This window comes from Ensifer sp. 1H6, assembly GCF_001976035.1.
Lineage (GTDB): Bacteria > Pseudomonadota > Alphaproteobacteria > Rhizobiales > Rhizobiaceae > Ensifer > Ensifer canadensis.
The window spans coordinates 12,885-27,221 of record NZ_MOAI01000034.1 but is presented as its reverse complement, the minus strand read 5'-3'; the positions used below and the strand labels follow the sequence as shown (position 1 = coordinate 27,221).

Here is a 14,337-nt window from a genome sequence, read left to right as displayed (position 1 = left end):
ATGTCCTATCGCGGAACCAACGTCTTTACGATTCCGCCGGGCCTGCCCTTCCTGAAGACACTTGCGCGCAAACTCTGCGACGGGACGCTGACGCCGGATTTTCGCTACGATCCCGCGGATCCGCTGCCGCTTGCCGGCGTGACGATTTTCGTCCCGACGCGTCGGTCCGCCCGCGTGCTGCGCTCCGAATTCGTCGATCTGCTCGGCGGCCGTTCGGCAATCCTGCCGACGATCCGGGCACTCGGCGAAACCGATGACGACAGCGGCTTCTTCGATGCGGAAGTGCCGGCGATCTTGGACCTGGCGCCGCCCCTTCCCGGCACCGCCCGCCTGATCGAACTTGGCCGGCTTATCCTTGCCTGGCGAAACCGCCTGCCGAAGGTGGTGCTCGACATTCACGCGGAAAGCCCACTGATCGCCCCCGCAAGCCCGGCGGACGCCATCTGGCTGGCGCGCAATCTGGCCGAACTCATCGATGCGATGGAGACGGAAGAACTCGACTGGGAGCAGCTCGACAGTCTCGATGCCGGCGAACATGCGCTGTGGTGGCAGCTGACGCTCGAGTTCCTGAAAATCGCCCGCACCTATTGGCCGGAGCGGCTGGAAGAACTCAAACAATCCTCGCCGGCACGACATCGCAACGCCATCCTGCAGGCCGAGACCCAGCGCATTGCCGCGGGCGCGCTTCAAGGGCCGATCGTCATTGCCGGTTCGACCGGCTCCATCCCGGCGACGGCCGCCCTGATTGCCGCGGTTCAGAAGCTGTCCAACGGCACGATCGTGCTGCCGGGGCTCGACCAGACGATGACCGACGCCGAATGGGGCATGATCGTCGGCGAGACCGTCACCGGCGGCAGATCCGATCCGGCCAGCCGCAGCCACCCGCAATACGGCTTTCACCGCCTGCTGCAACGCATGCAGGTGGAACGCCGCGATATCCCGACCCTCGACCAGGCCGATGCAGGGCTCATCGATCGCAGCGAAATCCTGTCGCATGCGCTTTTGCCCGCCAAGGCGACGAATGGCTGGACTGAAACCCGCAACGAACTTAAGCCCGAAACATTGCAACGGGCCTTTGGCGACGTCGCCCTGATCGAAACCGCCAATGAGCGCGAGGAGGCGACGGCGATCGCGATCGCACTGCGGCTGGCGCTTGAGGGAAGCGACGACAGCCAGGCGGCCCTGATCACCCCCGACCGCAATCTTGCGCGCCGTGTCGGCGCGGAGCTGGCACGTTTCGATATCGAGGCCGACGATTCCGCCGGCACGCCGCTCGCCTCTACGCCTGCCGGCACGCTGATGCGGCTTCTGCTGGAGGCAAGTCTTAGGCCCGGCGATCCGGTACCGTTGGTCGCTTTGTTCAAGCATCCCCTAGCCCGCTTCGGCCTGCCGCAGGCGGAGATGCGCCGCAGCGCCGATGTGCTGGAGCGCTTGGCGCTGCGCAGCGGCACCGATATCGCCGACATTTCGCTTCTGGTGCCGCTGCTCGAACAGGCAGCCGGCCATCACAGGACGGACCGCCATCCCCCGGAATGGCGGATCGGCATTACCGAGGACGACATTCTCGCCGCGAGGGGCCTCGCAGCGCGGGTAAAGGTGGCAACGGACCCACTCGCCGGCGCGCTGGTGCGGCGCAGCCATGGCCGCCGCCCCTTCTCCGAGATATTTACCTTTGCCGAATGGGCGACACGAACCGGCCAGGCGCTGGAGGCCGTCTGCGGCGACGAGCGCGCCGACCTCAGCGGTCTATGGTCCGGCGAGGCAGGCGAAGCCTTGGCGACGCTGCTGCGCGGCATCATCGAGACCGAAGGCCAGATGGATGCCGACGGACCGCAATGGTGCGACATCATGGAGGCGCTTGCCGCCAGTGAGGCGGTCAAGCCGCGCTCGATGCGCCACCCCCGCGTCTTCATCTTCGGCGCGCTGGAATCGCGCCTGCAGAGCATGGATCTCGTGGTGCTTGGCGGCATGAACGAAGGCAACTGGCCGGGGCAAACCGCCAATGATCCCTTCCTTTCCCGAACGATGAAAACCGGGATCGGCCTCGAGCCGCCCGAACGCCGCATCGGCCAGCTCGCCCACGACTTCCAGATGGCGTGCGGCACCCGCAAGCTGATCTTCACCCGCTCGATGCGCCAGGGATCGGCGCCGACCGTCGCATCGCGATGGCTGCAGCGGCTGCTGGCGCTGGGCGGCAAGCGGCTGGCAGAGAACCTGCGATCGAACGGCAGCGACTATCTCCTGTGGGCGCGGATGCTCGACAAGGGTGGGTGTCAGGCCTTGGCCGAGCGCCCGGCACCCAAGCCGCCGGTCGACCTGCAGCCACGCAAATATTCGTTCAGCGAAGTCTCGCGGCTTCGCCGCGATCCCTATTCGATCTACGCGCGCCGGATCCTGCGTCTGCATCCGCTCGACCCGTTCAATCGCGATCCGGGCGCGTCAGAACGCGGCACGCTCTATCACCGCATCGTCGATCGTTTCGTGCGCGGCGGCTTCGACATCCTGTCCGCGGCTGCAGAAGAGGCGATGGGCCGCCTGCTCAATGAAGCCTTCGACGAAGAACGGCTGCCCGCCCATATCGACACCATATGGCGGCCACGCTTTGCAGCGGTCGGCAAGGCGTTCGTCGCCTGGGAACGGGAGCGTGCGCGGTTTATCCGCAAGCCGTTGACCGAAGTTGCGGCATCGATGGAGATCGGGGTGGTGGATATTCGCCTGACGGGGATCGCCGACCGGCTCGACACGATGACCGACGGGACGGTGGAAATCATCGATTACAAGACCGGCTCCAGCCCGTCGATCAAGGAAGCCCGCGTGCTGCTCGATCCGCAGCTGGCGCTGGAAGCGGCAGCGCTGAAAGCCGGTGCGTTCAAGGGCATGGGTCCCGGCCACCCGCAATCGCTGCTCTATGTCCGGTTGAAGCCCGGCTCCCGCTTCAAGGTCGAGACCGTCAACAACGAAAACAGCCGCGCCAAGGAAACGAAATCGGCCGATCAGCTGGCGGACGACGCCCTGACTGAGCTTAGAAAGCTGCTGACCGCCCTGATGTCGGGCAGACATGGCTTTGCCTCACGACTGATCGTGCAGAAGGAACGCGACTACGGCGGTGAATACGACCATCTGGCCCGGGTTGCGGAATGGTCGACAGCCGACAGCGAGGATGACAGCGATGAGGGATGAAAGCGCCGGCCCCGACGAAAGGACGCCCGAAGCCTGGCTCGACTGGACGTCGCGCCGGCAGTCGCTCGCCTCCGATCCCGCTCGCTCCGCCTGGGTTTCAGCCAATGCCGGGTCGGGCAAGACCCACGTTCTGACGCAGCGCGTCATCCGGCTGCTGCTTGCGGGCTGCAGGCCTTCGGCCATTCTGTGCCTGACCTATACCAAGGCGGCGGCTTCGGAAATGTCGAACCGCGTGTTCGAACGCCTTGCCGAATGGGTGACGCTCGACGACGAGGCGCTGGAAAAGCGGATCGAAACCATCGAGGGCGAGTTGCCCTCGCGGCTGAAGCTCCAGGAGGCGCGGCGGCTGTTTGCGCGCGCGCTCGAAACGCCGGGTGGCCTGAAGATCCAGACCATCCACGCCTTCTGCGAGGCGCTGTTGCACCAGTTTCCGCTCGAGGCAAACGTTGCCGGGCATTTCTCGGTTCTCGACGACCGGGCGGCGGCCGTGCTGCTGGCAGACGCGCGCCGTGCCCTCTTGACCGCGACAACGGCTGACGGCGATGCACCGCTTGCCGATGCCTTTGCCACCGTGCTCGAGCTTGCCGACGACACCGGGCTTGAAAAACTGCTGGGTGCGATCGTCTCCAACCGCACGGCGATACAGGCATTTCTCGACCATGCTGACCTCCATGGCGGCGTCGCCGTGCAACTGCACGCGGCACTCAGGCTTGAACCTGAAGACAGCGTCGAGCGCATCCTCGAAAGCGTCTGGCCGCTTCCCGGCCTTAACGGCCCGGCCCTCGAACGCTACCTTGGATTGGCTGCCAGCGCCGGCGGCGCCAAGGTGCTCGATTTCGCCGAGGGGCTTCGCGCAACGGCGAAGCTTGTCGATCCGATGGCCCGATACGAGGGGCTGCAGGAGCTGTTCTTTACCGGCACCGGCAAGCCGCGCGCCGAATCGGCCTTCGTAAACAAGGCCATGCTCCAGGCCGCGCCGGATCTGATTGAGCTGGTCGAAGCCGCCCGCGATCATGTCGTCGCCTGCGCCGACCGGCTGAGCATCATCCAGATGTACGAGGCGACACTCTCGGCGCTGACGCTCGCCGATCGGCTCAACAACGACTATGAAGCGCTGAAGCGCACCCGCAGCCAGCTCGACTTCGAGGACCTGATCAATCGCACCGCAAGCCTGTTTGCGCGCGGCGACGTCAGCGCCTGGGTTCACTACAAGCTGGACCAGGGCATCGACCATATCCTTGTCGACGAAGCCCAGGATACGAGCCCGACGCAATGGACGATCATCCAGGCGCTGGCGGCGGAATTCTTCTCGGGCGACAGTGCGCGCGGCAACGAGCGCACCATGTTTGCCGTCGGTGACGAGAAGCAATCGATCTACTCGTTCCAGGGCGCACGCCCCGAGCGTTTCTCGCGCGAAAGCATCGAGACCGAGCGGCGCGTGCGAGACGGCGGCAAGGCGTTCAGTCCGATCCGCCTGCAGCTCTCCTTCCGCTCCACCGTCGACGTGCTCTCCGCCGTCGATACCGTCTTTGCCAACCCGGCGCATGCGCGTGGGCTGAGCGCCCGGAACGAAGCGGTCGTGCACGCCTCGAACCGCATCGGCCATCCCGGCGCCGTCGACATCTGGGATGTGATCGCGGCCGAGCCGACGGCGACCGACGACGAATGGACGGCCCCCTTCGATGCCACGCCGGAAACGGCACCGGTCAACATTTTGGCACGGCGCATTGCCGCCGTACTCGATAGCTGGATCGGGCGCGAGACCATCATCGAAAAGGGCGTGCGCCGCGCCATGCGCCCGGGCGATGTCATCGTGCTCGTCCGGAAGCGCGACGCCTTTGTCAATGCGCTGACCCGCGCCCTGAAGCGGCGCAGCGACATCCCCGTCGCCGGTGCCGACCGGCTGGTTCTGACGAGCCATATCGCCATCCAGGACCTGCTGGCGCTCGGGCGCTTCATGCTGCTGCCGGAGGACGACCTGTCGCTCGCGGCGCTGTTAAAGAGCCCGCTGTTTAACCTCGACGAAGACATGCTTTTCGAACTCGCTGCCCGACGGGACGAAGGCGCTAGCCTCTGGCAGAGGCTGCAGGAATCCGGCGCCATCGAAGGCTCCCCACATGAGGGAACCGTCAAGGCGCTTCTTCGTTATGCCGCCCTTTCTCAACAATTGGCCCCGCATGATTTCTATGCCCGCGTGCTTGGCGTTCATGGTGGGCGCGCGGCGTTTCTCGCCCGGCTCGGCAGCGAAGTGAGCGACATTCTCGACGAGTTCCTGACCTTTGCGCTCGAACACGAAAGAAGCGGCCTGCCCGGCCTGCAGGCTTTCGTCTCGACGCTCGAAATCGAGGCGCCGACCGTCAAGCGCGAGCAGGACAAGGAGCGCGACGAAGTCCGGATCATGACGGTGCATGCGGCCAAGGGGCTGGAGGCGCCGGTGGTGTTTCTGGTCGACGGCGGCGGCAAGCCTTTCAACTCCCAGCACGTGCCCGATCTTCGCTTCCTCGAGATGCCACTCGCCGATGGCTCGAGCTACCCGCTGCCCGTCTGGCGGGCGCCCGGTTCGGCTTCGAATTCACTCATCGCCGCCGACAGCGACCGGCTGAAGACGCTGGCCGAGGAAGAATACCGCCGGCTGCTTTATGTGGGCATGACCCGGGCTGCCGACCGGCTGGTCGTCTGCGGGTATCGCGGGCAGCGGCCAAGTGCGGACACTTGGCACGCCATCGTGCAGGCGAGCCTTTCGCAGGACGAGAATGGTCGCTGCACCCCTGTCACCTTCAAGGCGGGTGACGAAGAATGGCCAGGGCACTCCTGGCGGGAAACGCATGTGCCGCGCGAAGTGCCGTCAGGTGACGAGCTATCGGACCTCATGGCCCCCGCGAAGACCGGCCTGCCGATTGCTCTTTCGACGCCGCTGCCGCCGCCACGGCGGTTGCCGCGGCCGCTGAGCCCATCGGGCGTCGGCATTGCGGTCGATGAGGACGACGGCGACATGATCGTCAGCTCGGCGCTGTTTTCCGTGAAAACGCCAGCAAATTTCTCGATGCTGCGCGGCGCCATCCTGCACCGGCTGCTGCAGGTGCTGCCGTCGATCGCCCCGTCCGAGCGCCTGGCGGCGGCCGACCGATATCTCGCCCGCTCGGTGCCGCGTTGGCCCGAAACGCAACGCAAGCGCCTGCGTGATGCCGTCCTGCAGGTCCTCGATCGTGGTGACCTGCGCGCGCTCTTTTCCGGCGCCAGCCGCGCAGAAGTCTCGGTCATGGGCACATTGAAGCTCGCAAACCGCGAATTTGCCGTTTCCGGCCGGATCGACCGGCTGTCGGTGGCGGATGGCGTCGTCACCATTGCCGACTTCAAGACCAATCGCAGCGTGCCCGCGTCAGCCGACAACGTCCCCGCCGCCTATAAAACCCAGCTTGCGATCTATCGCGAGCTGCTGCGGCCACTTTATCCCGCGCACCGCTTCCAGTGTGCGTTGATCTTCACCGAAGGCCCCGTCATCCACGTGCTCGAGGATGCGGCACTGGACAGGAGCCTTGAAGACCTCGCGACAAAGTGAGATACCCGATATTGAAAATCCAGTGGGACAGCCTCACATGAGACACAACATCTGGACACCGACATTTCGAACGCAAGGAGCAGCCGATGGCTACTGTAAAAGTCGATACATCCAATTTTCAGCAGGAAGTGCTGAACGCCGCCGAGCCGGTGGTTGTCGATTTCTGGGCTGAATGGTGCGGCCCGTGCAAGATGATCGCGCCGAGCCTTGAGGAAATCTCCAACGAGCTCGCCGGCAAGGTCAAGGTCGTGAAGCTGAACATCGACGAGAACCCGGAGCTGGCCGCGCAATACGGCGTGCGCTCGATCCCGACGCTTGCGATGTTCAAGGCCGGTGAAGTTGCCGACATCAAGGTTGGCGCTGCTCCGAAGACGGCCCTGACGTCCTGGATTTCGACTGCGGCCGCTTAAGGCCACCACATCGAAGTGACTTCAAAGCCCGGCTTGCCGGGCTTTTTTCTTGTCAAGAGCGTTTCCGATTTATGCGGAACCGCACAAACGCTCTATCTCTTTGTTTTTACGCATTTCCTGACGGAAAACCGCTTCGCACTTTTCCTGGAAATGCTCTAGAGGAAATTGCCCGGCTGCCAATTTTCGGGCGCCAGCGCAAATGGCGGCCTGTTGCGATCCTTGTCGCAGGCAACCGATCACTTCGGTGGCGTACCGTTATCGGCAAGCACGTCGCCGACGAGATAGAGCGAACCGCCGATCAGGATGCGTGGCGGCATCGGGTCTTCGTCGACGAGATTGGCGATGACGGTCAACGCTTCGGCCACCGATGACACGGCGGACGCCTCGAAGCCGACCGAGGCCGCGTCCTGCGCCAGGGCCACCGGATCCAGACCGGCATCGGAGCCACGAATCGGCACCGTGAAGACCTGTTCGGCCAGATCAAGGAAGGCGCGGAAGTAACCGAGCTGATCCTTGGTGCTGATCATGCCGATGATCAGGAACAGCGGGCGGGACTCCCGCTCCTCGAAATTCGCCATGGCTTCGGCGATCACCTGGCCGGCACCGGGATTGTGCCCGCCATCGACCCAGATTTCCGCATCCTGCGGGCCGTAGTGACCAAGCTTGCCACCGGCAAGACGCTGCAAGCGTCCGGGCCACTCGACGCCGGCGACACCGCGCTCGATGGCCGCATCCGGCACGTCGAAACCGGCGGCGCGGACGGCGCGGATGGCCGCGGCTGCATTGGCATACTGGTGACGGCCGGGCAGCTTCGGCAGGGGAAGGTCAGACAGACCCCGCTCGTCCTGATAGACAAGGCGGCCGAATTCCTCATGCGCCATGAAGTCCTGCCCGTAGACGGACATCGGGCAGCCGAGACGCTCGGCGGTCGAGGTCAGGACGTCGCGGACGCCTTCTTCTTCCTGCTGGCCGATGACGACGGAGCAGCCACGCTTCATGATGCCGGCTTTTTCCGCTGCGATCAGTTCGACCCGGTCGCCGAGATAGGCCTGGTGATCGAGCGAGATCGGCATGATCACGGAGACCGCAGGGCGGGTTATGACATTGGTCGCGTCGAAGCGGCCACCGAGACCGACCTCGATGATCGCGACATCTGCCGGGTGTTCGGCGAAAAGAACGAAGGTAACGGCGGTCAGGATTTCGAAGACGGTGATCTTCTCGCCGCCATTGGCTTCCGCGACGCGCCGAACCGCATCGGCAAGCACGGGATCGCTGACGAGCCTGCCCTTGCCACCCTTGACGCCAAGCCGATAGCGCTCGTGCCAGTTGACCAGATGCGGCGAGGTGTGGACGTGAACGCTCAAGCCCGCGGCTTCAAGCACCGCCCGCGAGAATGCGGTGACGGAGCCCTTGCCGTTAGTGCCGGCCACGTGAATGATCGGCGGCAGCCGATCCTGCGGATTGCCGAGCGCGGCCAGAAGCCGGGTTATCCTGTCCAACGACAGGTCGAAGCCTTTCGGATGCAAGGCAAGGAGTTTTTCGATCTCATAGCCTGCTTCGCTGGCTTCCACCGCTGTCATCTCGCCCTGCCCCGATAGGATCGTATGCTATGCGCTTGCCGCAACCGGCAAAGCCGCTGGTTCTGCACCGCCGCCGTTGAGTTTTACCGCATCGGCCGGCTTCTTCATCAGGATCTTCAGCACACGGGCCAGCGTCGAGGGAATGTCATGACGCTTGACCACCATGTCGACCATGCCGTGCTCCAGCAGGTATTCCGCGGTCTGGAAGCCTTCCGGCAGCTTTTCGCGCAGGGTCTGCTCGATCACGCGCTTGCCGGCAAAGCCGATTTCGGCGCCGGGTTCGGCCAGATGGACATCGCCAAGCATGGCGTAGGAGGCGGTTACACCACCGGTGGTCGGGTTCGTCAAAACGACGATATAGGGAAGGCCCGCTTCCTTGAGCATGTTGACCGCAACGGTCGTGCGCGGCAGCTGCATCAGCGACAGGATGCCTTCCTGCATGCGGGCGCCACCGGAGGCCGGGAAGATGACCAGCGGGCACTTCTCCGCAATCGCCTTCTCGAAGGCCTTCACGATCGCTTCGCCTGCGGCCATGCCGAGCGAACCGCCGATGAAGTTGAACTCATGCACGACGCCGACGAGCTTGACGCCCTGGACGCGGCCGACACCGGCCACGATCGTATCTTCCAGCTCGGTCTTGGCGCGACTGTCACGAAGGCGATCGGAGTATTTCTTGGAGTCGCGGAACTTCAACGGATCCTGCGCCACCTTGGGCTGCGGCAGGGCTTCATAGATGCCACCGTCGAACAGATCCTTCAGTCGCGCCTTGGCCGGCATCTTCATATGGAAGCCGGATTGCGGGATGACCCATTTGTTTTCCTCGAGATCGCGGTGATACACCATCTCGCCGGTTTCCGGGCACTTGATCCAGAGATTTTCCGGAACTTCCCTGCGGCCCAGCATCGAATTGATCTTCGGCCGAACGTAGTTTGTGATCCAGTTCACTTATAGACTCCTGAAGATTTTCTTCGGGTTGTGCGCGCTAATATAGGCAATTATTCGGCTGCTGCGAGCCGTGCGGACCGCACGCCAGCCGAAAGGCCCCTTACCAACGCTTCGACACCCGGTACCGTCGCGTCCGTTGCCCTGCCCTCTTCGGTCAGGCTCGACGCGATCTGATTGACGATCGCCGTACCGACGACGACGCCATCGGCGGAAGCACCAATGGCTCTTGCATGTTCCGCCGTCTTGACGCCGAAACCGACGCAAACGGGCAGTTTCGTATGGGCCTTGATGCGCTGAACGGCACCGGCAATCAACGACGGATCCGGCAGTGCCGAGCCGGTGATGCCGTTCATCGAGACGTAGTACACGAAGCCCGAGGTATTTTCGAGAACCTTCGGCAGACGACGGTCATCCGTCGTCGGCGTCGCCAGGCGAATGAAACTGATGCCCTTCTGCAAGGCGGGGATGCAGAGTTCATCGTCCATCTCCGGTGGCAGATCGACAACGATCAGGCCATCGATGCCTGCGTCCAAAGCATCCGTCAGGAAGCGATCGACGCCGTAGATGTAGATCGGATTGTAGTAGCCCATCAGCACGATCGGCGTGCGCTGGTCTTCCTCGCGGAAACGGCGAGCGATCTCCAGCGTCTTTGCCAGCGTCTGGCCGCCCTTCAGCGCGCGCTGGCCGGCAAGCTGGATCGCCGGTCCGTCGGCCATCGGGTCCGAAAACGGCATGCCGAGTTCAATGACGTCGGCACCGGCCTTCGGCAGCGCCTTCATGATGGAAAGGGACGTTTCGAAATCGGGGTCGCCACCCATGAAATAGGTGACAAGGACCGGACGTCCTTCCGACGCCACATCGGCGAACTTTCTGTCCATGCGTGCGGTCATGATCGTTATAGCCCCATACCCAGAATCTTGCCGACGGTGAAGATGTCCTTGTCGCCGCGACCGGAGAGATTCATCAGGATGATCTCGTCCTTGCCCATCTTCGGCGCACGCTTGATGACCTCGGCCAAGGCGTGCGAGGGCTCCAGCGCCGGGATGATGCCTTCAAGGCGGGTCAGCATCTGGAATGCCTCCAGCGCCTCGTGGTCCATGATCGGCACATATTCGACGCGGCCGACATCGTTGAGCCAGGAGTGTTCCGGGCCGATGCCGGGGTAGTCGAGGCCGGCCGAAATCGAGTGGCCTTCCTTGATCTGTCCGTCGCCGTCCTGCAGCAGATAGGTGCGGTTGCCGTGGAGCACGCCCGGCGAACCGGCCGTGATCGACGCGCAATGCTCGTCGCCGTCGAGCCCCTTGCCGCCAGCCTCGACGCCGACGATCTTCACGCCTTCGTCGTCAAGGAACGAGTGGAAGATGCCGATCGCATTGGAACCGCCGCCGACGGCAGCAATGACGAGATCGGGCAGCCGGCCTTCGGCCGCAAGCATCTGTTCCTTCGCCTCCTGGCCGATGACGGCCTGAAAGTCGCGGACCATTTCCGGATAGGGATGCGGACCGGCAGCCGTGCCGATCAGGTAATAGGTGTTGTCGACATTGGTAACCCAATCGCGCAGCGCCTCGTTCATCGCATCCTTGAGCGTGCCGTTGCCGGCGGTCACCGGCTTCACCTCGGCACCCAAAAGCTTCATGCGGAAGACGTTCGGCGCCTGACGCTCGACGTCGGTCGCGCCCATGTAGACGACGCAAGGCAGGCCGAAGCGGGCGGCGACGGTGGCCGAGGCCACGCCGTGCTGACCGGCGCCGGTTTCGGCGATGATGCGCGTCTTGCCCATGCGCTTGGCAAGCAGGATCTGGCCAATGCAATTGTTGATCTTGTGCGAACCGGTGTGGTTCAACTCTTCGCGCTTGAAGTAGATCTTGGCGCCGCCGAGTTCTGCGGTCAGCCGTTCGGCGAAATAGAGCGGGCTCGGGCGACCGATATAATGCGCGCCGAGATTGTCGAGTTCGGCCTTGAAGGCCGGATCGTTCTTTGCCTTGTCCCACTCGGCCTGCAGATCGAGGATCAACGGCATCAGGGTTTCAGCAACGAAGCGGCCACCGAAAATGCCGAAACGGCCGTCTTCGTCAGGGCCCGCCCGGAAGGAATTCAGTTTTGGCGCCTCGTTCACGTCTTGCTCCCTGACCGTGCCGTAACCGCCTCCGCCTGGCGAACGGCATCGAAAAACGATTCCATGAGCTTCAGATCCTTGACGCCCGGCGCGCTCTCGACGCCGGAGGAGGTATCGATGGCGCGGGCGCGCGTCTGCGCCAGGGCCTCACCGATGTTGTTCACGTTCAAACCACCGGAAAGCATGTAATCGACGCTGCCGTCAAGCGCATCGAGCAGCTTCCAGTCGAAGGAAACACCGTTGCCGCCGGGCAATTCCGATCCTGCTGGGGGCTTTGCATCGAAGAGAAAGCGGTCGGCGATCCCGATATAGGGCTCGACCTTTTTCAGATCGTCGGCGTCGCGGATCGACAGGGCCTTCATCACCGGAAGGCCGTAGACCGCCTTGACGGTGAGCACCCTGTCGGGCGTCTCGCTGCCATGCAGCTGCAGAATGTCCGGATTAAGCGCGGCGACGATTTCATCGAGATCGTCATTGTCGGCATTGACGGTCACGGCGACGATTTTCGCCTTGCCTCGGATTCTGTCCGCCAGGCGGCCAGCGTCATCGGGTTCCAGGTTGCGCGGGCTCTTGGCGAAAAAGATGAACCCCGTGTGCGTTGCGCCGAGCGCAACTGCGCGATCCACCGCTTCCGCGGTCTTCAGCCCGCATATCTTCACTTCGGTTTTCATGAGAAGCGACCTTGCATGAAATGTCGCTGGAGTCGAGCCAAAAACCACCCTGCACACCGTCGTCCAGAGGGTGCGGCATTGCGGTGTCGGCGTGCGCTCACCATATGCATTCTATCACAACGGAGAGACGAATGCGTCTGCTGCTTGCCCTCATTCTTCCCTGGCTTCAGTTCTTCACCATCGGCCGTCCCTTTGCAGGCATCATCTGCCTCATTCTGCAGATTACCCTGATCGGCTGGGTACCGGCAGCGATCTGGTCGGTCTATGCGCTTAGCCAGTACAAGACAGACGAGAAAATTCAGGCGGCACTCGCCGGCCCCAGCCGCGGCTAATTCCAAAGCAAATCAGTCGAAGTCGATGGCGTGCAGCATCGTGCCGTTGCGCCTTAGCCAGCGCTTGGCATCGTTGGTGTCGGGGCAAAGCTTTTCGCACAGCGCCCAGAATTGAGGGCCGTGGTTCATCTCCTGGAGATGCGCGACTTCGTGTGCTGCGAGATAGGCGATGACCTTCGGCGGCGCCATGACGATGCGCCATGAGAAGCTCAGGGCGCCATCGGCCGAACAGGAGCCCCAGCGGCTGCGCGTGTCCTTCAGGCTCAGCGATTTGGGCCGCCGGCCGATCCGGCCGGCATAGACCGCGACCAGGCGATCGAGATCGTGCCGCGCTTCCTTCTTGAGAAAGTCGACGATGCGGCGGCGCAGATGTTCCTCGCCGCCGCTGACACGCAATATCGCGTCTTCGCCGACGATGATTGCCTCGGTCAAACCTCTGATTTTTCCTGACCTTTCGATCCGATGCGCGATACCGCGGATCAGGATCGAGCCGCCCTCTTCCAGTTGGCTTTCGCCGGAAAACCGCGCCAGCTTTGTCATCAACCAGCCCTGATGGCGGTTGAGGAAGGCGTTTACCTCCCGATCGGCCAGCCCTTGCGGAACCGTCAGCTTCAGCGCCCGACCGCCGGGCTCGATGCGCAGCGTCATTCGTGTGGCGCGCGAATTCTGGCGGATGGTTAGCGGAAGCATCTTGCCCGCGACTTCGATTTCTCGGGTCGTGTCGACAGGAGCCGGGGGAATGCGCCGCCGCGTGAAAGAAGGGAACATGACGGCTTTCTATCCGATTCGCGGTCTTTTCGGCTAATGCATAATTCCCTAAGGCATCAACGATCCAGGGAATTGCCAGTGCCTGATGATCGAAGCGCCTGATGATCGATAAGGATCGGCCCGTTTTCTCATCGAGAGAGACACGTGGCCCGCATCGCTGATCGCGACATCCGGCGTTTCATGTGAAACACCGGATGTCTTTTTCGTCACTCAGTTTGCCTCGAACGGGGCTACCGGTCCGGAACCGCCGTTGCGGCGTTCGCGCATGAAGCGGTCGAACTCTTCCTGGTCCTTGGCGCGGCGAAGCTCGCGCACGTAGGAATCGAATTCCTCGCGCATTTCATCGAGCTTGCGACGCTCTTCATCGAGGCGGGTAAGCTCGGCTTGGCGCCAGTCATCGAAGGCGACGTTGCCGGTGCGATGATGCTGCGTCCAGTTGGCGCGATTGCCGCGCTTGAAGGCGGAGCACATGCCATCGACCGTGCTGTTGGCGTCCTTCTTGAACGTTTTCAGTTTCTCGCCGAAGAGGATGTAGGCGAGCATGGCCAGGCCGAGAGGCCAGAAGACCACGAAACCGAGCACCATCAATGCAATGGTCGCGGGCGTCCAATCCGGACGGATCAATGCAGATTGGTTCATCTTCAGGATTCCTCGCAATCACCCGGGCCACCCATTGCGGCCCGGTGAAAACGATGTGGGAAGGCGGGCTTTCGACTACAAGACGCCCTTCCCCGGAATCGGACAAACCCTTGACTCTAAGCGGGCAAAAGCCCGCA

Annotated in this window: 11 protein-coding genes; 4 read left to right on the top strand and 7 right to left on the bottom strand. The window is 63.2% G+C overall.

What is annotated here, in order from left to right:
- From addB to trxA, 3 genes are all read left to right on the top strand, one after another.
- The gene (gene addB, locus BKP54_RS29170; protein ID WP_057225769.1) at positions 1-3,180 is read left to right on the top strand and encodes a double-strand break repair protein AddB; all 3,180 of its coding nucleotides are present in this window, start codon (positions 1-3) and stop codon (positions 3,178-3,180) included.
- On the top strand, positions 3,170-6,739 hold the full coding sequence (addA, locus tag BKP54_RS29165) for a double-strand break repair helicase AddA (protein WP_057206487.1): 3,570 nt from the start codon (positions 3,170-3,172) through the stop codon (positions 6,737-6,739). The genes addB and addA overlap by 11 nt, the downstream gene beginning before the upstream one ends.
- Positions 6,740-6,825: 86 nt before the next feature.
- Positions 6,826-7,149: a thioredoxin gene (gene trxA, locus BKP54_RS29160; RefSeq protein WP_025425335.1), complete on the top strand. Its 324-nt coding sequence runs from the start codon at positions 6,826-6,828 to the stop codon at positions 7,147-7,149.
- Positions 7,150-7,385: 236 nt separating this feature from the next.
- Here trxA and BKP54_RS29155 read toward each other — a convergent pair whose 3' ends face one another.
- The 5 genes from BKP54_RS29155 to BKP54_RS29135 are packed head-to-tail and all read right to left on the bottom strand — an operon-like array spanning position 7,386 to position 12,461.
- The gene (locus tag BKP54_RS29155; protein WP_025425334.1) at positions 7,386-8,729 is read right to left on the bottom strand and encodes a folylpolyglutamate synthase/dihydrofolate synthase family protein; all 1,344 of its coding nucleotides are present in this window, start codon (positions 8,727-8,729) and stop codon (positions 7,386-7,388) included.
- Positions 8,730-8,756: 27 nt separating this feature from the next.
- Positions 8,757-9,674, bottom strand: a complete 918-nt coding sequence (accD, locus tag BKP54_RS29150; RefSeq protein WP_025425333.1) for an acetyl-CoA carboxylase, carboxyltransferase subunit beta — start codon at positions 9,672-9,674, stop codon at positions 8,757-8,759.
- A 50-nt stretch (positions 9,675-9,724) separates the two neighbouring features.
- On the bottom strand, positions 9,725-10,564 hold the full coding sequence (trpA, locus tag BKP54_RS29145) for a tryptophan synthase subunit alpha (RefSeq protein ID WP_025425332.1): 840 nt from the start codon (positions 10,562-10,564) through the stop codon (positions 9,725-9,727).
- A 5-nt stretch (positions 10,565-10,569) separates the two neighbouring features.
- Entirely contained in the window at positions 10,570-11,790 is a 1,221-nt protein-coding gene (gene trpB, locus BKP54_RS29140; protein ID WP_025425331.1) for a tryptophan synthase subunit beta, read from the bottom strand.
- On the bottom strand, positions 11,787-12,461 hold the full coding sequence (locus BKP54_RS29135; protein WP_025425330.1) for a phosphoribosylanthranilate isomerase: 675 nt from the start codon (positions 12,459-12,461) through the stop codon (positions 11,787-11,789). Before BKP54_RS29135 ends, trpB begins: the two co-directional genes overlap by 4 nt.
- A gap of 131 nt (positions 12,462-12,592) precedes the next feature.
- Between BKP54_RS29135 and BKP54_RS29130 the strand changes: the two genes are divergently transcribed.
- Entirely contained in the window at positions 12,593-12,793 is a 201-nt protein-coding gene (locus BKP54_RS29130) for a YqaE/Pmp3 family membrane protein (protein ID WP_025425329.1), read from the top strand.
- Between the two features lie 12 nt (positions 12,794-12,805).
- On the opposite strand, the gene BKP54_RS29125 is transcribed toward BKP54_RS29130, so the two are convergent.
- Complete coding sequence (locus BKP54_RS29125; RefSeq protein WP_025425328.1) at positions 12,806-13,561, bottom strand: SprT family zinc-dependent metalloprotease; 756 nt, start codon at positions 13,559-13,561, stop codon at positions 12,806-12,808.
- Positions 13,562-13,771: 210 nt separating this feature from the next.
- Positions 13,772-14,200: a DUF2852 domain-containing protein gene (locus tag BKP54_RS29120; protein WP_025425327.1), complete on the bottom strand. Its 429-nt coding sequence runs from the start codon at positions 14,198-14,200 to the stop codon at positions 13,772-13,774.
- Positions 14,201-14,337: the final 137 nt, after the last annotated feature.

Excerpts from the sequence above, each read along its gene's own strand:
- addB (WP_057225769.1), top strand. The coding sequence starts at position 1 with ATGTCCTATCGCGGAACCAACGTCTTTACGATTCCGCCGGGCCTGCCC.
- addA (WP_057206487.1), top strand. The coding sequence starts at position 3,170 with ATGAGGGATGAAAGCGCCGGCCCCGACGAAAGGACGCCCGAAGCCTGG.
- trxA (WP_025425335.1), top strand. The coding sequence starts at position 6,826 with ATGGCTACTGTAAAAGTCGATACATCCAATTTTCAGCAGGAAGTGCTG.
- BKP54_RS29155 (WP_025425334.1), bottom strand. The coding sequence starts at position 8,729 with ATGACAGCGGTGGAAGCCAGCGAAGCAGGCTATGAGATCGAAAAACTC.
- trpA (WP_025425332.1), bottom strand. The coding sequence starts at position 10,564 with ATGACCGCACGCATGGACAGAAAGTTCGCCGATGTGGCGTCGGAAGGA.
- BKP54_RS29135 (WP_025425330.1), bottom strand. The coding sequence starts at position 12,461 with ATGAAAACCGAAGTGAAGATATGCGGGCTGAAGACCGCGGAAGCGGTG.
- BKP54_RS29130 (WP_025425329.1), top strand. The coding sequence starts at position 12,593 with ATGCGTCTGCTGCTTGCCCTCATTCTTCCCTGGCTTCAGTTCTTCACC.
- BKP54_RS29125 (WP_025425328.1), bottom strand. The coding sequence starts at position 13,561 with ATGTTCCCTTCTTTCACGCGGCGGCGCATTCCCCCGGCTCCTGTCGAC.
- BKP54_RS29120 (WP_025425327.1), bottom strand. The coding sequence starts at position 14,200 with ATGAACCAATCTGCATTGATCCGTCCGGATTGGACGCCCGCGACCATT.